This window comes from Clostridium sp. TF06-15AC (assembly GCF_003481165.1).
GTDB classification, from domain to species: Bacteria; Bacillota; Clostridia; order Lachnospirales; family Lachnospiraceae; genus Otoolea; species Otoolea fessa.
Genome location: NZ_QUKS01000002.1, coordinates 532,030 through 553,430 on the forward strand (window position 1 = coordinate 532,030; position 21,401 = coordinate 553,430).

Here is a 21,401-nt window from a genome sequence, read left to right on the forward strand (position 1 = left end):
GGAGATACTCTGCCTGTAAGAAAATGCCTGTGAAAATGAGTAGCTGTGACAGAGAATGAACAGTTACAGGAGAAAATGAGGGGACAACCATCATGAATGAGGAAAAATCAGAGAGCCGCAGGGCGGTCAAACTGCCGCCGTATCCGGGGCTTGAGAAGGTTCACCGGGCGAATCTGCGCCTTTTGAAGGAGATAGACCGGATCTGCCGGAAATACAAGATTTCCTATATGCTGGATTCCGGGACACTTTTGGGCGCGGTGCGTCATGAGGGATTTATCCCGTGGGATGATGATGTCGATCTGGCATTTACACGTGCCAATTATGAGATGTTTTTGAAGGTAGCGCCGCGGGAGCTGCCGGAGGGAATGTCCCTGCTGCGCCCGGAGGAGATCCGGGGCGGCAAGGTGTTTTATGATTTTACAACGCGCGTCATCTATGACAACAGCCGCGTCCATGAGGACAATGAGCAGATGCAGTTTTATGAGGGAAAATTAAACCATCTCTGGGTGGATCTGTTCGTCCTTGACCGCCTGCCGGATAGTAAGGTGGGCGCGTGGAGCGCAAAATTTCTTCAGAAGGTTATTTATGGAATGGCGATCGCACACCGTGATCAGATTGATTTCAGCAAATACAGCCTGATGGATAAGCTGCGGGTTGGTGTGCTGGCAGGTGTGGGACACCTTGTCCCGATGCCGGTTTTATTTAAGCTGCAGAGACTTGCAGCGGCGAAGGATCGCAAAAAGAAGACGAAACACTGGTATTACAGCAATTACCAGCCGGATTATCTCTATGTAACGCTGGAGGGCGCATGGTGCGAGCACGCGGTGGATCTGCCGTTTGAGGATACAAAGCTGATGGTGCCGGTGGGCTATGAGCATGTGCTGGAGTGGATTTACGGCGACTATATGACGCTGCCGCCGGTGGAAAAACGGGTTCCGGCACATTCTTCGATAGCGATCGAAATTTTGGATGACCCGGATGCTTAATTGAAAGATGAAATATGAGTAAGAAAGATAAGAAAAAACGGACAGACAGCATGGAAGATAAGAAGAAAAATGAAACCAGACAGTCAACCATGCAGAACAGGATGGAAAATATGAACGGACAGAAACCAAAGACGATCTCGATCGTGATTTCTGTTTACAACGAGGAAAAGGCGCTGCATGAGTTCTATCGGGAGGCAACTCCGGTTTTTGAGGCGTTGCCGTGGAATTACGAACTGATTTTTGTCAACGACGGAAGTGCGGACGCCTCGGGGCAGATTCTGGCAGAACTGGCAGCAGCGGATCCGCGGGTACGTGTGATCAACTTTTCCCGTAACTTTGGCCATGAGGCGGCGATGCTTGCGGGGCTGGACCACAGCAGCGGGGAGGGCATCGTGTGTATGGATGCCGATCTGCAGCATCCGCCGGAATGTGTGGCGCAGATAATCGAAAAATTCGAAGAGGGCTATGAGGTTATCAACATGGTCCGGACGAAAAATAAATCGGCTGGATTCATCAAAAACCTGACGTCTTCTGCTTTTTATAAATTTTTGAACAAGATTTCAGATGTGAAGCTGGAAAATAACGCATCCGATTTCTTTGCGCTGACTGCCAATGCGGCGCAGGTGTTAAAGACCAATTACCGGGAAAAAGTGCGTTTTCTGCGCGGCTATGTGCAGAATATCGGATTTAACCGGACGACCATCGAGTATGAGGCGAGAGCCAGGGTGGCGGGCGAGAGCAAGTACAGCATCCGGAAATTATTTAAATTTTCGATCAATACGATTCTCTGCTTTTCGGATCTGCCGCTAAAGCTCGGCATTTACTCGGGAATTATCGTGGGCTTTCTGGGGCTGCTCGTGATGCTGGAAACGATTTATGAGTGGGCGGTCAAGGGAACGCCCAATGGTTACGCGACGATCGTAGTGCTTTTATGCTTTATGTTCGCGATGCTGTTCGTGATTGTGGGAATTATCGGGGAGTATATCGCGATCCTGTTTACAGAATTGAAGGATCGTCCAATTTATATCGTTCATGATACAAAAGGATTTCCGGAAAAGGAAAGCTGACAGGAAGGAATCGTATGAAGAGATTAAGACGTTTACTGATAAGTTTGATGATCACGGCACTGATGGCTGCCGGAATGCCGATGACGGCATTTGCAAAGCCGGACTGGCCCTCGGATACGGGGATCGAGTCGGAGGCAGGCATTGTCATGGATGCGGACTCCGGGGCGGTTTTATTCGGGCAGAACATCCATGTGCAGAAGGCACCGGCAAGTATCACGAAAATATTGACGGCGCTCGTAGTCATTGAGAACAGCAGTCTGGATGATACGGTCACATTTTCCCACGATGCCGTTTACAACGTGGAAGATGGCAGCGGAAACAAGAACGCCATCGAGGAGGGCGACACGCTTTCGGTGCGCGATTGTCTCTACCTGCTGCTGATGCGTTCTTCCAACCAGGCGGCGAATGCGTTGGCGGAGCATGTGGGCGGAAGCCGCGACGGTTTTGTGAAGATGATGAACGAGAAGACGGCGGAGCTTGGCTGTGAAAACAGCCATTTTGCGAATCCGTCCGGTCTGAATGACGACACACAGCTCACTTCTGTGTATGATATGGCGCTGATCGCATCGGCGGCGTATAAAAATGACACGCTTTTAACGATCAGTAAGGATAAGAGCTACCGATTACCGGCGACGAAGAACAATCCGGACGGTGTGACCATCCAGCCGGAGCACAAGCTTCTTATCACGACTGACACAGAGAGTCCGAACTATTATCCATATGCGGTGGCCGGAAAGACCGGTTACACATCGATTGCCGGGCAGACACTTGTTACCTATGCGATCAAGGATGATAGACGCCAGATCGCGGTCACGATGAAGAGTACGCAGGCGACCCATTATCAGGATACGATTGCATTGCTGGATTTCGGCTTTCTACGGTTTGAAAATGTAAATATTTCGGAAAATGAGACGGCATACACAAGCGGCGATCAGCCGGTGCAGATCGGAGACAATAGCTATCAGCCGTCCGATTTATCGATGGATACGTCGGCAGTCATCACGATCCCGAAGGATGCTTCGTTTGCGGATGCGGAGAAGACGGTGGTAACGGATCTGCCGGAGGATGCACCGCTGGGCGCGGTGGCACTGCTTTCTTACAAATACAACGACCGCAAGATCGGACAGGTGTATCTGATCAGCGCATCGGCGGCAGAAGCGGCAGCAAACGGGGAAACGGCTTCGGATGACGGAAATACGGCATCGGATCCGGCAGCATCCAATACAGGCGCGTCCGGAAAACCGAAGCAGGCGAAATCTTCGTTCCACCTGACCCTGCCGAAACTTCCGAAAGTATCGGTGAGAACGGTGCTGATTGTGGTCGTCAGTGTGCTTCTGGCAGCGGCGTGTGCGGCGCTTGTATGGTTGTTCTACCAGCGTCGTCAGGAAGAAAAGAGACGCCAGGAGGAGCGGAGAAAACGGAGAAGACAGCGTCTGCAGGAGATCGGCTGTTCGCGGGAAGAGTTTGAAAAACTGCTTGAAAAGCGGATGGGCGCGTCCTACAGGGCGCCTGGCACAGCGGAGGCAGATGAGAGCACAGAGCAGGCGGAGTCTGACATGGATGTGCGATCTGGTTCAGGACAGGTTCCGGCGGCAGATGCAGCCGCGTCCCGGCTGGCAGAGAGTGGAAAAGTAAGAACTGGTTCCACGGAAAAGAAGCCGCTGAAAGAAAAACCTGCACAGAAAGAGGCAGAGGATGCCAAAACACAGCAGGGTGTGCAGGAGGATGACACAGAGCTTACGGTTGAGGATTTGGATTGACAACCTGGATGCGCTAAATGGCGGTAAAATGGTCCAGATGGATTGTTTACGGGAAATTTTGGAAAGTATGAAGATTTTTTGAATTTTTCTAAAATGACTACAAAAACAAAAGGCGATATTATATAATAGCCATGCGGTTCGGGCTGGTTCCGGCTGTGAATGAGTGAATGAAGGGATAGAAGAACACGATGAAAAAACTTCTGATAATGATGGTTGCGTGTATGGCGCTGCTCAGCGGATGCACGGAGAGTACGATTGTAAAACCGACTTCTGAGACGGTAGTCGGAGATCCGAATTTTGAGACCCAGGAAAATGTTGAGATCGACTGGACACAGGTCAGCACGGACGCGGAAGACATGTTCAAGGATACAAGTACCTACGAGTACGGCCGCGATTTCCATTTCTATATGGAGCCGAACAAGAAACAGATCATGCTGATCTGGGTAGTGGCAGATGATCTGCCGGATGATCAGATAGGAACCTATGCGGAAGATTTAATCAAGGGATTCAACGACATTGTCCACACCCAGGACTTCTCGATTGAGATGTCTGGTGAAGATTCCTACGGCGGACTGTGGAAACAGTATGCACTGTCCTACAGCATCGTTCCGGAGAGCGACCAGGATAACGAGGACGCATGGTTTATCAGTGGTTCCTATGAGGCTGGCGCAGATTTCAAACTTCCGGATACCAAAGAGCTGATTTCCAAGGTGAAAGAGAAAGAAGCAGCAGGCGAGTACGATACGACTGAGGCGGAGGAAGAGACAGAGAACGCAGAATAAGAGGTTGTCTGCACAGACACGGGATATTTTCTGTGTATAATTAAGAGAAAAGTGATCAAAAAAGCTGTCATATGAGAAACAGATGAGTGTTCTTCATATGACAGCTTTTATTTACCAGGAACCGAAGTACGTGTTTTCACTCAACAGGTAGTCCGCTGTGATAAGACTCATTCCCCAGTTCAGCCAGAAGCGGCGATAAATCCTGTTTATCTAACGGCATGTTGTCTGTGACGGCGCTGTTTAAAAGCGCATAGACACGGCTGCATTTGTCCAATGTTTCATGGAAGAGATCAACAAACGAGGCGGTTGAGACGCGGGTCGGATCCCACGGGTTGCCCCATGCTTCGTGGTTTAGGTTACAGCTGCTCCGGTAGTCGGTTACGGAGTCCGTTACCATTTTCGCGGAAGCAACTGGGTGGTTGACGAAGATGGATTCGACCTGTGCAATGCCGAATTTTTTCTTGCCGTTCTTGTCCGAGAGTGTCCGGCAGCCGAAGCGCAGCGCCCAGATGGAGCGGTGCACCATCGCCGGAGTAACCTGGAAGTTGTTGCGGTAGGTGATCGGATAATAGGTTTCGTTGATGCAGGAAGCCAGGAAATGGGAAATAAACTGGATTTCCTGTCCATTTAGACAGATCGTGGCGGTCTGGTTAAATTCGGACGGCTTCTTTTTTTTATATTTCCAGAGCAGGATCGCGTCGAGCTCGTTTTCCAGATGTGCGTGCATCCCGTGATGCATGGAGGTCGGGGCATCCACTGGATAGCCGATGCGCCCGTACACGTAAGGATGACAGATCGAATCGGCAATGTAATGGTTTATAAATCCGGCCAGATAGGAGATGGCTTCCTCCTGCTGCTGGCGCGAGCGGATGGTTCCAATACGGCGCAGACAGCACTCAAAAAAGGCGTTTACCTTGTGTTCGTGCATATAGGAACCGACGTTGCGGTAATCGCGGTGGCGCAGGATCGGGATATTATAGAAAAACATATCCGGTCCCTGCAGACCGAGCTGGTAGAGCCAGCGGTATTTGGCGATCGTGTGTTTTAAGGGTGTGAACGGCATATCGTTGTATGCTTTCATGCCGAATATATAGTGCGTGGTAAAACCTGGCATATTGTTTTCATCCTTTCCAGAAGGACAGAGATTTGGAAATTTGTCCGCCTGTCCGATATGCTTATTGTAGCACTGCCGGTCTGGTTTGTCATGGGGTTTGCGGATGTTTACAGAAAGTGTAAGAAAAGGTGGATGGAAAGAGAGTTCTCGGAAGGCAATATCACGGCTTGGAGAATAAAATATCATAGTAAATCATAAGATTGGTTTGATAGAGTGAAAATAGATATAGAAAGGTGCTCGGATGGAAGCGCTCAGAATCGTACAGAAAATGGTGTGGGGACCGTGGCTTCTGGGACTGTTTCTGGCGGTTGGAGTCCTCTGCATGGTGCGTCTGCGGGGATTTCCGATCCGTCATATCAGAGTCTGGTGGGGAGAGACGGTTGGGAGCGGCGGGAAAGGACAGCTTTTGACGACCTGCACCGCGCTGGCGGCGACGGTCGGAACGGGAAATATCACGGGCGTGGCAGCCGCGTTGGCGATCGGTGGTCCGGGTGCTGTGTTCTGGATGTGGGCGGCGGCATTTCTGGGGATGGCGCTGGCATATACGGAGGTTTATCTGGGAATTTTGTATGGGGGCGGACCTTATGTCTATCTGGAAAATGGGGTTGGAAGCTGTTTCGTTGGAAAATGCTATGCCCTGTTTTGCGTGCTGGCGTCGCTTGGAATGGGATGTATGGTACAGGCGGGGGCTCTGGCGGATAGTCTGCGCTATGCAGCGTCCCTGCCGCCGCTTGGAACCGGTATCATACTGGCAGTTTTGACTGCCGTGGTGCTCTTTGGTGGGGCAAAACGCATCGGATGGACGGCTTCGGTGCTGGTACCGGTATCGGCGGGGCTGTATCTGCTGGCAGGTGGAATCGCCGTGTTCAGCTTTTACGATCAGATACCGGAAGTATTGGGGAACATTGTGGGCGGGGCATTTGGACTGGCAGATAATGCAGGACAGACGGATGGAAGCAGTATTTTGAATTTTTCAGGAATTTCGGGCGGGATGACCGGGTACGGAATGGCAGCGGCGATCCGGAGCGGGGTATCGCGCGGTGTGTTTTCCAATGAGGCGGGCCTGGGGAGTCTGGCGGTGCTGCATGGGATGAGTGAGGGAAAGGGGAGGCTAAGACAGAGGCAGGAAGCGCAGAAACAGGGAATGTGGGCAATTTTCGAGGTGTTTTTCGATACGATCATAGGGTGCAGCCTGACCGCTTTTTTACTGCTCTGTGTCTTTCCGCACAATCTGACCGGGAAGATCGATTCCCTGGGCGGCAGCGGCGCGGTGGCGGCGGCTCTGGCAGCCCGTTTTGGAAATGCAGGCGGCATAGTGACGGCGGCGTGCATGGTGCTGTTTGCCTTTGCCACGATCCTTGCCTGGTTTTACATCGGCGATCAGGCACTTGGATGGCTGATGCGGGATGTCCCACAGAAGCGTGCCGACAAAATATGTATTTTGTATCACGGAGGTTATCTTGCCTCGGTCTTTCTCGGCTGCGTCAGCCGGATGGAAGCCGTCTGGGCGGTATCTGATATTTTCAATGGGCTGATGGCGGTGCCAAACCTTGCAGCGCTGGTGCTGCTTGGCAGGAAGGTACGAAGACCGGAATGGTGAGAGAGTTGAGGGATTCAGATACAACAAAAGACCTCTCCAGCAGTGAGAGGTCTTTTGGTATTGAAAAAGGGAGGAGAGCTGATATAAACTCAGCTCGGTATTATGAAAAAAATTTGTAAGCATTGCTTGTTGCTATGGTTATAGTATAGGGAAAAATCGTGAAGAAACCATGTTAATTGTGTAAAAGGTTTTTTAATGAAGTGTGAACGAAATATGAACGCGGAACATGGATTCCATGATTACGATAAATATATTTTATGTTCAGAGGATCGAAAATGGCAGCCTGGGCAGGAAACGCAGATAATTTGCGTGCTTCGTCTGTCAAGACTGCCATAAAAAGTATGGGTATAAAGAGTGTCAACAAGTTACTGTACACGGGTAGGCACTTTTGGAACCGAAAGTGCCGTAAGAAAACGTGGTGGTAGCAGGAATTTGCCGTATTTAAATGCGAAGCCACGGCAAATTCCGTTACTGGGCACGTATGCGTGAACAGTAACGTCAACAATCCTTATTCCGCTTTTTTAACTGATAAAACGGTTCCGCTGAATGCATCCACCTCGCTGACGGTTCCCGTATACGTTACGGTAACTTTATCCCCATCTTTTACATCAGAAAGCCCGTCTGGTTTCTGATCCTGCTCGAAGTTGAATGCATAATCGGTTCCGTCGGCGGTGATCGTAAACATAAAGTCTTTGATGTCGCTGATCGTACCAGTCATTGTGGACTGTTTTGTATCGGCAGTTCCCTCGGATGGAAGAAGGGTGTCTTTGGCGTCTTCTTTTAAATCATCCATCGGGCTGCTTTCGTCCATGCCATTCGAGCTGGACCCGGAGGAGGCGGACTGGGACGATTCATTAGCAGTCGATTCATTCACGTTTTGGGAAGAGCAGGCGGTTGCGAGCGAGAGGATCGCAGCCGCGCCCAGGATTGCAAAATATGTTTTTTTCATAGTACATTACCAACCTTTCTTTTGACTTGGTTTGCTCACAGATGTATGATGCAGGACAGATGATGATTCCTGAGCGCAACATTCATCTTTTCGCATAGAATGTCCATTTCGACATTGTGCTATACATCTTAAGCCATAAATGTGAATGAATTGTGAGGAGAAACTTACGAAATGTAAAGAAAATGGACAAATATGGAACGAAAAACAGTCGATTTTCGAACGTTCTTATGGTATAATGTGACCACTTAATGAGGTATTTTTTAAAATTCAGGAGGAAACATACATGAAAAATCCAGTTGTTACCATTGAGATGGAAAATGGTGATATCATGAAGGCAGAGCTCTACCCAGAGATTGCGCCGAACACAGTCAACAATTTTATCAGCCTGATCAAGAAGGGCTTTTATGATGGTCTGATCTTCCACCGTGTCATCAAGGGCTTTATGATTCAGGGCGGATGCCCGAATGGAAATGGTATGGGCGGTCCAGGGTATACCATCAAGGGTGAGTTCAGCCAGAATGGTTTTACGAACAATTTCAAGCACACCAAGGGCGTTCTCTCCATGGCGCGTGCGATGGATCCGAACTCCGCAGGTTCCCAGTTCTTCATCATGCATGAGACTTCCCCGCATCTGGATGGTCAGTATGCATCCTTCGGGAAGATAGTTGAAGGTCTGGATATCGTGGACAAGATTGCCGGCGTCCGCACCGACTGGGGCGATCGTCCGCTGAAAGAGCAGAAGATCAAAAAGATGACCGTTGACACCTTCGGCGAGGAGTACCCGGAGCCGGAAAAAGGAAAAGAAAGATAATCTATGACAATCGAACGAGAAGTAACCATTGCGGGACAGACATACCCGGTGATCCTCTCCGATGAAAACGAAGCTCTTCAGGCTGCGAAAGCAGCCGGGAGAGCTATTGTTGGCTTATGGAGGGAAAATGAGGAAAAACAGCCGGCCGACTATTCATCTTGCCTTTACCTTATTACAGACCCTGAAGACGCCGATGAAACATTTCTGGAACGCGTCGTCCGCCGCCACCTGGCTCTCCCGTGGCTCATCGCTGAAACTGACCGCCTCATCATCCGTGAATTTTCCCAGGACGATCCGTTGGAACCGGCATCCGCTGAGGATGCCGACGGAACTTTTTCTGATTGGAACAAGCGCGAGGAATACCGGAAACACCAGTACCGCTTTGCCGAGTGCGGTTTGTGGGCGCTGGAACGCCGCGTGGACGGTGTGCTGGTTGGAAAGGCGGGGCTGACGGACGGAGAGCTGGGATATCATATCTATGAACCGTTCCGCCGTCAGGGCTATGCGCTGGAAGCCTGCCGGGCGATTGTGAAATATGGGTTTGAAACGCTGGAGCTGGATAAGATCCGGCTTTGCACGAAGCGTTCCAACACGGCTTCGCGGATATTGGCGGAAAAAATGGGATTCATTCAGGTACCTTCATCCTGCAAGGATTCTATTGTATTTTGTATGCAAAAAGGATATAATAGCTTGTATACAAAATAATGAAAAAATACAATCTAGTGTGATTACACTAAGGGAACGATGGGAGGAATGACCGATGATCAGGCATCTGGAGCTGAAAGCATATGGAAAGATCAATCTCGGTCTGGATGTAGTCCGCCGGAGAGAAGACGGCTACCACGAAGTGCGGATGATCATGCAGACGGTGCGCGTGTACGACGCGATCGAACTGAACCGGACGGAGGAAGAGGGAATCCGTCTTTCAACGAACCTTTATTATCTGCCGGACAATGAAAATAACTTAGGTTACCGCGCGGCGAAGCTTCTGATGGATGAGTTTGGAATCCGCGACGGTGTGGAGATCAAGATGAAGAAATTTATCCCGGTGGCAGCCGGGATGGCAGGCGGCAGCAGCGATGCGGCCGCAGTCCTGTTTGGTGTCAACAAGATGTTCGGACTGGGGCTTTCGAAACAGGAGCTGATGGAGCGCGGCGTCCGTCTGGGGGCGGATGTGCCGTACTGTATCATGCGGGGAACGGCTCTTTCGGAGGGAATCGGGGAGATCCTGACACCGCTTCCGCCGATGCCGCAGTGCCGCGTGCTGATTGCCAAACCGGCGGTCAGCGTTTCGACGAAGCATGTGTACGAGAGCTTAAATCTGCCGTCTCTGGGCGCAGAGGCGCATCCGGATATTGATGCGATGCGGGCGGCGATCGAGAAAAAAGACCTCTCCGGCGTCGTTTCACAGCTTGGAAACGTGCTGGAAACGGTGACGATCCCGGAAAATCCGGTGATTCAGACACTCAAAGATAAGATGATGGAGATGGGCGCGGACGGCTCTTTGATGAGCGGAAGCGGTCCAACCGTATTTGGCTTGTTTACGAACCAGACGGCGGCGCAGGCGGCGTATGAGGAACTCCGCTATGGCAGCAGCCAGGATCTGGCGAAACAGGTATACCTGACTAGTTTTTACAACAGGAAGGGGCACGCAGATGGGGAACAATTTTGAGGTTAAAATGAATGAATATCTCCCACTCAGGGATGTGGTATTCAACACACTCCGGCAGGCAATCTTAAAGGGAGAGCTGGCACCGGGCGAGCGCCTGATGGAGATTCAGCTGGCACAGAAGCTGGGCGTCAGCCGCACCCCGATCCGTGAGGCGATCCGCAAGCTGGAGCTGGAAGGACTCGTTCTGATGATTCCACGGCGCGGCGCGGAGGTGGCGCGGATTTCGGAAAAAAGCCTGAAAGATGTGCTGGAAGTGCGCCGTTCGCTGGAGGAACTGGCGATTGAGCTGGCGTGCCAGCGCATGACGGAAGAAGATATGCAGGCATTGGAAGAAGCACAGAAAGCATTTAAAGCGGCGATTGATCAGGGCGATGCGATGAAGATCGCGGAGACGGACGAGGCATACCATGACGTGATCTACTATTCGACCCGCAACAAGCGTCTGGTGCAGATTTTGAACAACCTGCGTGAGCAGATGTACCGGTTCCGTCTGGAATACATCAAGGACGAGGATAAACGGCAGATTCTGCAGTTAGAGCATGAAAAAATATTGGCGGCACTGCGTCTGCGCCATATGGCGGAGGCAAAGGCGGTAGCCAGGGGGCACATAGATAACCAGGAAATCACGGTACTTAAGAATTTAAAGGAGCGGAAGGAAGTATGACATTTAAAGAATTGTACCTGTCCGGACAGGTACCATTTGAGGAAATCGATCGCTATATTTCCCGTTGGAACCGGTCGGATGATGAGCGGACATTGGCAAAATATCTCGGTCTCAACGCCGATGAGGAGGATGTCTGGATCGATGACAGCGACGAGGCGCTGAAAGAGATGCTGGACGCAAGAGAAAGGGTAGCCGGTACGCCGGTTACCCTTGGAAAGACGGATATTATTGTCAATAAAAATGGATTTGGCGCGCTGCCAATCCAGCGTATTTCTTTTGATGATGCGAAGGTACTGCTTCGCAAGGCGTATGACGCGGGTGTCCGTTTCTTTGATACGGCGCGCTTTTATACGGACAGTGAGGAGAAGATCGGCTATGCGCTGAGCGACGTGCGTGAGCATATCTATATTGCGACCAAGACAGCGGCAACGACGGCGGAAGGCTTCTGGAAGGATCTGAAGACGAGTTTACATAACTTAAAAACAGACTACGTGGACATTTACCAGTTCCACAATCCGGCAGTCTGTCCGAAGCCGGGAGACGGAAGCGGTCTTTATGAGGCGATGCTCGAGGCAAAAGAGCAGGGGAAAATCCGTTTCATCGGCATCACGAACCACCGCATGAGCATTGCGGAGGAGGCGATCGAGTCGGGGCTTTACGATACCCTGCAGTTCCCATTTAATTATCTTTCCACCGAGCGGGAGATCGCGTTGGCGAAGGCCTGTGCGGAGCACGAAATGGGATTTATCGCAATGAAGGGTCTGTCGGGCGGTCTGCTGACCAATTCGGCTGCGATCTATGCCTATATGGCACAGTTTGAGAATGTACTGCCGATCTGGGGGGTACAGAAGGAAAGCGAGCTGGACGAATTTTTAAGCTACATCGGCAATCCACCGGAACTGACGGACGAGCTGAAAGCTGTTATTGAAAAAGACCAGAAAGAGCTGGCAGGTGAATTCTGCCGGGGCTGCGGCTACTGTATGCCGTGTCCGGCAGGAATCGAGATCAACAACTGTGCGCGTATGTCCCTGCTTCTGCGCCGTTCTCCGTCAGCGAGATACCTCTCCCCGGAGGGACAGGCGAAGATGAAGAAGATAGAGGACTGCCTGCATTGCGGACACTGCAAGTCGATGTGCCCGTATGGTCTGGATACGCCGAAGCTTTTGGAGGAGAATTATAAGGATTATAAAGAGGTCCTTGCAGGGAAGAGACTGTAAAGAGAGGATAAATGCAAGAGGCATTTTTCCGTAACTGTTCACGGATAGGCACTTTTGGAACCGAAAGTGCCGTAAGAAAACGTGGTGGCAGCAGGAATTTGCTGTATTTAAATGCGAAGCCACGGCAAATTCCGTTACTGGGCACATATGCGTGAACAGTAACTAGAAATGTAGTGAAATAGACCAGGGAGGCGGAAACAATGGATATAAATCAGAAACAGAAAGAACGTCTGGAGCAGCAGTTTGCATTTATCCGGGAGATAGATAAGGAGAAATTTATCGGTCGCCAGACGTATCTGACAGACGGCGAGCGGAAGGAAAATGACGCGGAGCACGCATGGCATATGGCGATCATGACGGTGCTTCTGGCGGAGTATTCCAATGAGCCGATCGATGTGCTGAAAACGGTTACCATGCTTCTGATTCACGATCTGGTCGAGATCGACGCCGGCGACACGTATGCCTATGATGAGGAGGCGAAGAAAACCCAGCGGGAGAGAGAATTAAAGGGTGCAGAGCGCATTTTCGGAATACTGCCGCCGGATCAGGGCGAAAAACTGCGCGCTCTCTGGGATGAATTTGAAGCCGGGGAGACGCCGGAAGCGCGATTTGCACATACGATGGACAACATCCAGCCGACGATGCTCAATGATGCTTCCAAGGGAAAGGCGTGGGCGACGCGCGGCGTGCACCTGAGCCAGATTCTTGGAAGAAATAAGAATACCGCCAAGGGCTCGGAGACGCTGTGGAACTATTCTTATGAGAATTTCATCACTCCGAGCCTCCGGGAAGGAAAGATAAAAAACGACACGTTACCCGAAGAGTAATCGAATTGTCGGAGGAAGCATGAGCTTTATCCGGCAGACTGCTGTCAGCGGAAACGGTGTGCGTGGCTGCTATTTTTGAGTTCGAAGAGGATTCTGTCGGTTCGGTGGTTGTTTTGGAAGCTGAAGCTGTTCCAGAACGTTCCGAGTGATTGGAGCAAGTCATCGGGTCAGCTTTAGAGGAAATCAGAGCAGCAGCTTTCTTGTTTACGTCAAAAACGATATGTTTCTTTTGCGACAGCCAGTTCATATCGTTATCAGAAATCAGAGCGTCAGAGACGGAATCGGCGCTCTGATTTTTTGAGTTTTCTTCCGGCATGATACCTCCGGACAGGGCGGGCGGCGGATAGAGAACACCCCACCAGTTGTCGATCACATGAGTCTGCAGGAACGGCGGGGTGATCGCGTACGCCAGGACTTTCTGCTGAATCTGGTTTCTGGTAAAAGTCAGAAGAGGCAGGCAGAAAAGCAGAAATAAGAGCATGGAACATAATGCGAGAAGCGGGAGTATTCCATCGTAGATATGGGAAAGCTTGCAGGAACCGGTGGAAAAATGGCGGCATTTATTGGTAACAGGTGGATGAATCCTGGATGCGGATGACAGAGAATTTTCAGACTGGAACGAAATCACTTGATTTAACATAATGGCTCTCCTTTTACTGAAAGAAATCGAATCTTCTTGTCGCAAGTATTGACAGTTATGGTATAATCTAAACTATATTTTGGAATAGCATTCCGGCGTGTGGTGACGCTTCCCACACCCGGCAGAAAGGCGGATATTATGAAAAAGAGTGTACTTGTGGTATTTGGCGGACAGTCTTCGGAACATATTGTTTCATGTATGTCGGCAATCAATGTCATTAAAAATATAGATACAGAGCGCTATGATGTAACCCTGATCGGCATTACCGAAGAGGGAAAATGGCTGCTGGTTGACTCGGTCGAGCAGATCGAGGATGAGAGCTGGAGAAAGAACACGACGACCGCGATCCTTTCCCCGGATGCAACGGAGAAATCCGTGATCGTCCTGAAAGATGGTAAGGCGGAAATGATCCGCATTGATGTGGTATTCCCGGTTCTGCATGGACTCTGGGGCGAGGACGGCACCATTCAGGGCATCTTTGAGCTGGCAAAAATCCCGTATGTCGGATGCGGTGTGCTGGCGTCCAGCGTTTCGATGGATAAAGTGTATACAAAACAGATCGTTGACCACACAGGCGTGCGCCAGGCGGCATATGAGCTGGTCATCCGCAAAGAACTTGAAAAAATGGATGAGGTTGTGGCACGCATCGAGAACCGGTTCGCATATCCGGTATTTATCAAGCCGTCCAATGCAGGTTCTTCCAGAGGTGTCAGCAAGGCGTCGGATCGCGAAGAGCTGATTGCAGGCTTAAAGGAGGCGGCGCACCATGACCGCAAGATTCTGGTTGAGGAGACGATCGTCGGCCGTGAGATCGAATGTGCGGTCTTTGGAAATGGCACAGAACCGGTCATCGCTTCTGGTGTTGGCGAGATTCTGGCAGCAGCCGATTTCTATGATTTCGATGCGAAATATTACAACGCAGAGTCCAGAACCGTGGTAAATCCAGAGCTTCCGGGCGATGCGACCGAGCGTGTGCGTCAGGCGGCGAGACGTATTTTCAAGGCGGTAGATGGCTATGGTCTGTCGCGTGTCGATTTCTTTGTGACGAAGGACGGCGAGGTTATCTTCAATGAGATCAATACCATGCCGGGCTTTACCGCGATCAGTATGTACCCGATGCTTTTTGAGGCGGCCGGAATCCCGAAGCCGGAGATGGTGACAAAGCTGATTGAACACGGACTGAAACGCTACGAAGCCTAGAAATAAATAAAAATGTTTCAGAATCCTGAAACAGTGTGAGAGAATCTACTTTTGGACGTTATATGATTCGATATACACAGATGTTCGGGAAAGAATGGAAACATGACCATAAGAATTTTGCCGAAAGGAAGGTAAACATGGATAGAAATGCCCCGATCGGAGTTTTTGATTCAGGCATCGGCGGTCTGACGGTAGCCCGTGAGATCATGCGTCAGATGCCGCAGGAGCGCATCGTATACTTTGGAGATACGGCGCGCGTTCCATATGGAAGCAAATCGCAGGATACGGTGCTGCGCTATTCCCGCCAGATCATCCGTTTTCTGAAAACACAGGGAGTCAAGGCGATCGTGATTGCCTGCAACACGGCCTCGGCGTGTGCACTGGAGACGGTCAGACAGGAATTGGATATCCCGATCATCGGGGTTATCTACGCGGGCGCGCGCACGGCTGCTGAGGCAACCCATAATGGAAAGATTGGCGTGATTGGAACCGAGGCGACCATCCGGAGCGGTATTTATACCAGAGAAATGCAGAAGCTGCGCCCGGATATTGAGGTCATTGGAAAACCGTGTCCGCTCTTTGTGCCGCTGGTGGAGGAAGGACTCTTCCATGATTCGGTAACAGACGAGATTGCCTCCCGGTATCTTTCTTCGCTGAAAGAAAAATACATTGATACGCTGGTTATGGGATGTACGCATTATCCGCTGCTGCGTTCGACGCTGCACCGGCTGATGGGCGACGAGGTGACTTTGGTAAATCCGGCATATGAGACGGCGGTTGAACTTAAAACTCTGCTGCGGGACATGGATCTGACACGCAGTTCGGAGGATCTGGAACGTTTTTCGGAGGAAAACAGCCGCCGCGCTGCTGCCGGGGAGCCGATTCTTGACCCGTATCAGTTCTTTGTCAGCGACCGGGCGGAGAATTTCACGCGTTTTGCCAAGGCGATTCTGCCAAAAGAGGTAAAAGACACGAAACAGATTAACATTGAGGAGTATTAAAATATGACGAAAGATGTGCTTGTATCCGTGCGCGGTGCCCATATTGCGGACGGGGAGACGAATAACCTGGAGGTTATCACGGCAGGCAGCTATTATTTCAAAAATGGCAAGCATTATATCATCTATGATGAGATACTGGAGGGCGAGGAAGGAAGCATCCGCAATACCATCAAAGCCAATGCGGACAGCGTCGATATGATCAAGGGAGGCGATGCGCGGGCGCATATGATTTTTCAGGAGAACCGTCCGAATGTCAGCTGTTATGTGACTCCATACGGTCAGATGATCGTGGGCGTCACGACCGACCGCATCAAGATCAATGAAGGTCCGGATCATCTGAAAATCCAGATTGATTATACGCTGGAACTCAACTATGAGCAGACCAGCCAGAGCCATATTGAAATTGATGTGAAATCGAAGGCGACGGCGAAATTGAACCTGAAAGAGTAGTAAATATAAAAGAATATAGAAACAAAGAAATAAAATCGATGAATCAAAAATCCCGGAAACGTGCAATCAGTTACATTTCCGGGATTTTAAGATCCATTATTTATTTTTCTTGGACTTGGAAGCTTCTTTCTTTGCTGCCTCTTCTGTATTTTTCTTGAAACGGTCAAAGAATTTTTTCTTCTTCGGCAGCGGCGGGATGCCTCCGCGCACGCTCTTGATCTCTGTGATATAAAGACCGCTGATGACAACCTTTGCCTCGGTGCGGAGCGGTAACTGAAGGAATACCTTCTCATCCGCGATCATGGTCACAACCTTCGGTCCGATCTTAGCCTTTACGATCGGGAGCTTCGCCCACTTCATATACCATGGAGTCTGGTCGATAACCATCTTCGGGAGACCGGAATCTCCGATTTTCAGTTTCTTTTTGTCAATCGCCAGAATCGAAACAGTCTGTTTCGAAGCGTCGATCATAGTCTGCTGCTCTGCCTGACGTTTCTGCATCCGGGAACCCAGAATATACAGTACGACAAGAAGGATAGCCAGAATGACGATAATAACTAGCAGTACATTCCAAAATGACATATATATACCTCCGTTGTAGATAGCGGCGGGACGAAAATCCAATCCCATTTCGCATGGAACACGAAAATAACCGCACAATTACTATATATTATAGCATTGGAGTGGGGAAATGGCAAGAAAAAGCTGAATCTGTAAGTGCTGACAGCATCGGAAAACTGGTAAATAGCTTGACAATCAGAGTGACCGTGTGATATGCATATGATAGTTGATACTTGTGTGATGATGAATTCTAATTAGATCAAACAAATAGATGTGAGGGCAATCATGGTAGAAAAACAGCTGGGGTATAAATACCAGGTATATAACGAGATAAAAAAGGGGATCATGACGGGGATTTATTCGCCGGGATCTGTGATGAATGAGAGAAAACTGTCAGAAGAACTTGGAATCAGCCGTACACCGATTCGTGAGGGGATGCAAATGCTCGCCAGAGATGGCTGGCTTCAGATGGAAACCTATAAGGGAACGGTGGTACGGGAGTTTGACCCGCATTATATGTGGGAGCTGACCCGTGTCAGAAGCGCGCTGGAGTTATCTGCGATCGAGGACGCTGCGAAAAATATCACAGAGAATGATCTGAAATGTCTGGAAGAGATTCAGGAGAAACAGAAGGAAGTCCTGGAACATTATGATATAACGAGATTTATTCAGCTGGATCGAGAGTTTCATACCTATATCTATCAGATGAGCCAGAACAGGGAGCTTTTAAAATTGCTGAGCAATTACTATGACATGTTCCGTTTTATGGGAATGCAGGCGGTGATGGGGACGGATAAACGGCGCCAGACAACGATCGATGAACACCAGGGAATTTTAGATGCATTGAAACAGAAAAATGTGGAAGCGGCAGTTCAGGCGATGAAAATCCATATGGAGGAGACAGAGAAAAATATCAACCAGAATCATGCAATGGAGCGGAATGCCAGATAAAATTGGAAGATCATCCAAAAAAGGACAGCGGTTTTTGTGAAAAGAGTAAATTGACCATAAAAGATAAGGGTGTTATTATTCTAATAACTGGTATACCAAATACCGAATACCAAATATCGCAAAAAATTGGAGGTCAGGTATGAGAGTTGCGATGATTCAGATGGATATGCAGTTGGGGAAGCCGGAGGCGAATTTTGAGAAGGCAGAAAAGCTGGTCCGGATGGCTGCAGAGCTGAAACCGGATGTGATTACACTTCCGGAGACGTGGAACACCGGATTTTTTCCGAGAGAAAATCTGAAAGAGGCATCGGATGTAGATCTGGAACAGACCAAAAAGCTGTTTTCCAGATTGGCGAAAGAATACCGTGTCAATATAATTGCCGGTTCCGTGGCAAATTGCCGGGATGAGAAGATTTATAATACAGCCGCTGTCTTTAACCGGGACGGCGAAGTGGTGATGGAATATGACAAGGTGCATCTGTTCAGCCCGTCCGGCGAACATGAGTATTTTGAACATGGAAAAAAAATCTGCAATTTTGAATTGGATGGAATCCCGTGCAGTCTGGTAATTTGTTATGATATCCGGTTCCCGGAACTGATTCGTTCTGAGATGCTTGCGGGTTCAAAAGTCCAGTTTGTGGTAGCACAGTGGCCGGATACGAGACTTCTTCACTGGGATACCTTGAACAGGGCGAGGGCAATTGAAAGTCAGAGCTTTTTATGCTGTACTAATTCGGTCGGAACGGCTGGAAATACAAAGTGCGGCGGACATTCTGCCGTCTATGGACCGATGGGAGAGTGCTTGGTGCTGGGCGGAGAAGCGGAACAGATACTGATGGCAGATATGGAGATTGGAGCAGTCGATGGGGTCAGAGATTCGATCAATGTTTATCGGGATCGGCTGCCGGAAGTATATAAGATATAAAAGAGGGAATGGAATAAGGAGGAAACAGGATGGATACAATGTGTTTTACGGTTCAGGGAAAGAACGGAGAAAAGCCGCTGGAGCTGAATTATGAGAGGGTGTTTGCCATTGGATATGCAGGCAGAAACATTGAAAAGACGATGGAGCATATCAAAGAACTGGAACGGGAATTAGGCGTTCCGGCACCGAAGAAAATACCGACCATTTTCCAGTGTGGCAATTACGTTTTAACACAGGAAAAGAAACTGGCGTTTGTGGGTGAAAAGACCTGTGGAGAAGTCGAGTATGTGATTGTCATTAAAGATAAGACGATTTACATCGGATTGGGAAGCGACCACACAGACCGGGAGCTTGAGGCAGCCAGTGTTCCAAAAGCGAAACAGATTTGTGCGAAGCCGATTTGCGATACCGTTTGGGAGTACGAGGATGTCAAGGATCACTGGGATGAAATAGAGCTTCATTCCTGGCAGACATTGGACGGAACGGAAGTTTTATATCAGGAGGGAACGTTGGCAGATATTCTCCCGGTGGAGACCATCTTAAAAGAACTGGACGAGCGGGTTGGCGGAATTGATAATTGTGTGATCTTTTCCGGAACGGTGCCGGTCAAGGATGGATTCCGTTTCGGCAGTAAATTCCGCTATGAGATGGAAGATAAAAAGCTGAACCGGAAGTTATCGTCGGAGTATGAAGTGGATGTCATCAGTGAGGAGGAACGGTAATGAAAAAAGGTTGGGCAGGGACGTTCGCGGCACTTGTCTTGGGAGCAACGGTGTTGACCGGCTGCGGCGGTACATCAGACAGCGGACATATCAAGTTGAAAATAGCGACAGTTGGAAATGAGAAGCACCAGTCAACGATGGCGGCAGCGGCATTTCAGGAAAAGCTGGAGGAACTGGCAGGTGATCGGTTCGAAGTGACGATTTACCCGAGCGCGCAGCTGGGCGGTGAGCGTGAAATGGCGGAAGGCGTCAAGATTGGTTCGATAGAGCTTGCGATTGTAACAACGGATGGCGCGCTTCCAAGCTTCGTGCCGGAGACGCAGGTTCTGGCAATCCCGTATCTCTTTGCGGATAAGCAGGAAGCATACTATGTCCTGGATAATACGCTGCAGAAAGAACTGGAACCGAAGTTTGAGGCACAGGGCTTTAAACACCTGGGTTTCTGTGAGTTAGGCTTCCGTCATTTTACGAATAATAAAAAAGAAGTGACCAAGGCATCCGACATGAAGGGATTATCGATCCGTGTACAGGAGTCGCCGATCTGGTTCTCATTGGCAGATCACCTTGGATTTATTGCGACGCCGATCGCATTTAACGAGCTTTATACTGCTCTTCAGCAGGGAACTGTAGATGGTCAGGAAAACCCGATCGCGTCTATTTCCAGTTCTGCGTTTGATGAAGTGCAGAAATATATGGTTCTGGATGGTCACACATATGCGCCGGAAAGCATGATCATGAACCTTGACTTTTATAATAAACTGACCGATGAAGATCGCGCTTGGATCGATGAGGCGGCTGAATACGCAAAAGATACACAGCGTCAGGAAGTAACGGACATGGAAGAAGAGATGCTTGCGTCGATTGAAGCGAACGGCGTAAAGGTATGCAAGGATCCGGATTTACAGTCCTTCCAGGATGCAACGGCCAGCCTGTATCAGGAACCGGCTGTAACGGCACTGGTTCCGCCGGAATTGACGGAAAAGGTAAAACAGGCGGTTGAAGAGTATAGAAATACGCATGGGAAAGAATAGGGGGATGGGAAATGTCTGGTCTGGTCGATAAGATTACAAAAGCTGTCATGGGAATCAGCGCGATTGTGGTATTTGTCATTACCTTTTTGCAGGTTTTATGCCGCTTTGTTTTAAAATCTCCGCTTCCGTGGAGTACGGATATCCTGCGTCTGGCATTTACCTATCTGGTATTCTGGGGCGCTGCGTGGTGTGTGCGGGAAAAGGAACACCTGAACGTGGATGTTCTGCTGATGTCGTTTCCAGTTAAAATCCGCAAGGTGGTGGAACTGGGAATTGACCTGGTATTGTCTCTCTTTTTCATTTTTATGATTGTATTTGGAATTAAATTCTGTGCGTTTGGATGGACGCAGACGACTTCCTATCTGCCGATTCCAATGAGTGTTTACTATGCAAGTATTCCAAGTGCCGGAGCGATTATGCTGTTCTATATGATTAAAAATATGGCAGAGCAGCTGAAAAAGAATGATTAGG

The 21,401-nt window shown here is 49.6% G+C and carries 23 protein-coding genes; 19 read left to right on the top strand and 4 right to left on the bottom strand.

Going from position 1 to position 21,401, the window contains the following annotated elements; all coding sequences use genetic code 11:
- Window positions 1-92 precede the first annotated feature (92 nt).
- The 4 genes from DXC57_RS07090 to DXC57_RS07105 all read left to right on the top strand — a co-directional run bounded on the left by DXC57_RS07090 (window position 93) and on the right by DXC57_RS07105 (window position 4,595).
- Window positions 93-986, top strand: coding sequence for a LicD family protein (locus DXC57_RS07090; protein WP_118469173.1), 894 nt, complete (start codon window positions 93-95; stop codon window positions 984-986).
- A 110-nt stretch (window positions 987-1,096) separates the two neighbouring features.
- Entirely contained in the window at window positions 1,097-2,053 is a 957-nt protein-coding gene (locus DXC57_RS07095) for a glycosyltransferase family 2 protein (protein ID WP_117796321.1), read from the top strand.
- Window positions 2,054-2,067: 14 nt separating this feature from the next.
- A complete protein-coding gene (locus DXC57_RS07100; protein ID WP_118651747.1) occupies window positions 2,068-3,813 on the top strand; it encodes a D-alanyl-D-alanine carboxypeptidase family protein in 1,746 nt (581 codons plus the stop codon).
- Window positions 3,814-4,001: 188 nt separating this feature from the next.
- Window positions 4,002-4,595, top strand: coding sequence for a hypothetical protein (locus DXC57_RS07105; RefSeq protein WP_181357194.1), 594 nt, complete (start codon window positions 4,002-4,004; stop codon window positions 4,593-4,595).
- 136 nt (window positions 4,596-4,731) lie between these two features.
- On the opposite strand, the gene DXC57_RS07110 is transcribed toward DXC57_RS07105, so the two are convergent.
- Complete coding sequence (locus DXC57_RS07110; RefSeq protein WP_117796288.1) at window positions 4,732-5,709, bottom strand: zinc dependent phospholipase C family protein; 978 nt, start codon at window positions 5,707-5,709, stop codon at window positions 4,732-4,734.
- Between the two features lie 241 nt (window positions 5,710-5,950).
- Between DXC57_RS07110 and DXC57_RS07115 the strand changes: the two genes are divergently transcribed.
- On the top strand, window positions 5,951-7,309 hold the full coding sequence (locus DXC57_RS07115; protein WP_118651749.1) for an amino acid carrier protein: 1,359 nt from the start codon (window positions 5,951-5,953) through the stop codon (window positions 7,307-7,309).
- A gap of 508 nt (window positions 7,310-7,817) precedes the next feature.
- On the opposite strand, the gene DXC57_RS07120 is transcribed toward DXC57_RS07115, so the two are convergent.
- On the bottom strand, window positions 7,818-8,258 hold the full coding sequence (locus DXC57_RS07120; RefSeq protein WP_118651751.1) for a hypothetical protein: 441 nt from the start codon (window positions 8,256-8,258) through the stop codon (window positions 7,818-7,820).
- Between the two features lie 283 nt (window positions 8,259-8,541).
- On the opposite strand from DXC57_RS07120, the gene DXC57_RS07125 reads away from it, so the two are divergent.
- From DXC57_RS07125 to DXC57_RS07150, 6 genes are all read left to right on the top strand, one after another.
- Window positions 8,542-9,069 carry a peptidylprolyl isomerase gene (locus DXC57_RS07125; RefSeq protein ID WP_022360081.1) on the top strand — a complete coding sequence of 176 codons (528 nt, stop codon included), beginning with the start codon at window positions 8,542-8,544 and terminating at the stop codon, window positions 9,067-9,069.
- A 3-nt stretch (window positions 9,070-9,072) separates the two neighbouring features.
- Window positions 9,073-9,774 (top strand): GNAT family N-acetyltransferase, encoded by a 702-nt coding sequence (locus DXC57_RS07130; RefSeq protein ID WP_118651753.1) that lies wholly within the window; start codon window positions 9,073-9,075, stop codon window positions 9,772-9,774.
- Window positions 9,775-9,829: 55 nt separating this feature from the next.
- Entirely contained in the window at window positions 9,830-10,741 is a 912-nt protein-coding gene (ispE, locus tag DXC57_RS07135) for a 4-(cytidine 5'-diphospho)-2-C-methyl-D-erythritol kinase (protein ID WP_022360083.1), read from the top strand.
- Window positions 10,725-11,405, top strand: coding sequence for a GntR family transcriptional regulator (locus tag DXC57_RS07140; protein WP_118651755.1), 681 nt, complete (start codon window positions 10,725-10,727; stop codon window positions 11,403-11,405). Before ispE ends, DXC57_RS07140 begins: the two co-directional genes overlap by 17 nt.
- The gene (locus DXC57_RS07145; protein ID WP_118651757.1) at window positions 11,402-12,622 is read left to right on the top strand and encodes an aldo/keto reductase; all 1,221 of its coding nucleotides are present in this window, start codon (window positions 11,402-11,404) and stop codon (window positions 12,620-12,622) included. Before DXC57_RS07140 ends, DXC57_RS07145 begins: the two co-directional genes overlap by 4 nt.
- A 200-nt stretch (window positions 12,623-12,822) precedes the next feature.
- Entirely contained in the window at window positions 12,823-13,449 is a 627-nt protein-coding gene (locus DXC57_RS07150; RefSeq protein WP_118651759.1) for an HD domain-containing protein, read from the top strand.
- On the opposite strand, the gene DXC57_RS07155 is transcribed toward DXC57_RS07150, so the two are convergent.
- Complete coding sequence (locus DXC57_RS07155; RefSeq protein ID WP_118651761.1) at window positions 13,394-14,089, bottom strand: hypothetical protein; 696 nt, start codon at window positions 14,087-14,089, stop codon at window positions 13,394-13,396. The two genes, DXC57_RS07150 and DXC57_RS07155, sit on opposite strands and share 56 nt — an antisense overlap.
- Before the next feature lie 138 nt (window positions 14,090-14,227).
- Between DXC57_RS07155 and DXC57_RS07160 the strand changes: the two genes are divergently transcribed.
- The 3 genes from DXC57_RS07160 (at window position 14,228) to DXC57_RS07170 (ending at window position 16,740) form a co-directional block, all read left to right on the top strand.
- Window positions 14,228-15,289, top strand: coding sequence for a D-alanine--D-alanine ligase family protein (locus DXC57_RS07160; protein WP_022360088.1), 1,062 nt, complete (start codon window positions 14,228-14,230; stop codon window positions 15,287-15,289).
- A 137-nt stretch (window positions 15,290-15,426) separates the two neighbouring features.
- Window positions 15,427-16,290, top strand: a complete 864-nt coding sequence (gene murI, locus DXC57_RS07165; protein ID WP_118651763.1) for a glutamate racemase — start codon at window positions 15,427-15,429, stop codon at window positions 16,288-16,290.
- A 3-nt stretch (window positions 16,291-16,293) separates the two neighbouring features.
- The gene (locus DXC57_RS07170) at window positions 16,294-16,740 is read left to right on the top strand and encodes a DUF1934 domain-containing protein (RefSeq protein ID WP_118651765.1); all 447 of its coding nucleotides are present in this window, start codon (window positions 16,294-16,296) and stop codon (window positions 16,738-16,740) included.
- Between the two features lie 96 nt (window positions 16,741-16,836).
- On the opposite strand, the gene DXC57_RS07175 is transcribed toward DXC57_RS07170, so the two are convergent.
- Window positions 16,837-17,322, bottom strand: coding sequence for a hypothetical protein (locus DXC57_RS07175; protein ID WP_022360091.1), 486 nt, complete (start codon window positions 17,320-17,322; stop codon window positions 16,837-16,839).
- Between the two features lie 264 nt (window positions 17,323-17,586).
- On the opposite strand from DXC57_RS07175, the gene DXC57_RS07180 reads away from it, so the two are divergent.
- From DXC57_RS07180 to DXC57_RS07200, 5 genes are all read left to right on the top strand, one after another.
- Window positions 17,587-18,252, top strand: a complete 666-nt coding sequence (locus DXC57_RS07180; protein ID WP_118651767.1) for a GntR family transcriptional regulator — start codon at window positions 17,587-17,589, stop codon at window positions 18,250-18,252.
- A gap of 139 nt (window positions 18,253-18,391) precedes the next feature.
- The gene (locus DXC57_RS07185) at window positions 18,392-19,177 is read left to right on the top strand and encodes a carbon-nitrogen family hydrolase (protein ID WP_118651769.1); all 786 of its coding nucleotides are present in this window, start codon (window positions 18,392-18,394) and stop codon (window positions 19,175-19,177) included.
- Window positions 19,178-19,206: 29 nt separating this feature from the next.
- Complete coding sequence (locus tag DXC57_RS07190; RefSeq protein WP_118482414.1) at window positions 19,207-19,899, top strand: DUF2848 family protein; 693 nt, start codon at window positions 19,207-19,209, stop codon at window positions 19,897-19,899.
- Window positions 19,899-20,930 (top strand): TRAP transporter substrate-binding protein DctP, encoded by a 1,032-nt coding sequence (dctP, locus tag DXC57_RS07195; protein WP_118482415.1) that lies wholly within the window; start codon window positions 19,899-19,901, stop codon window positions 20,928-20,930. The genes DXC57_RS07190 and dctP overlap by 1 nt, the downstream gene beginning before the upstream one ends.
- Window positions 20,931-20,941: 11 nt before the next feature.
- On the top strand, window positions 20,942-21,400 hold the full coding sequence (locus DXC57_RS07200) for a TRAP transporter small permease (protein ID WP_118469151.1): 459 nt from the start codon (window positions 20,942-20,944) through the stop codon (window positions 21,398-21,400).
- The last annotated feature ends 1 nt before the right edge of the window (window position 21,401 follow it).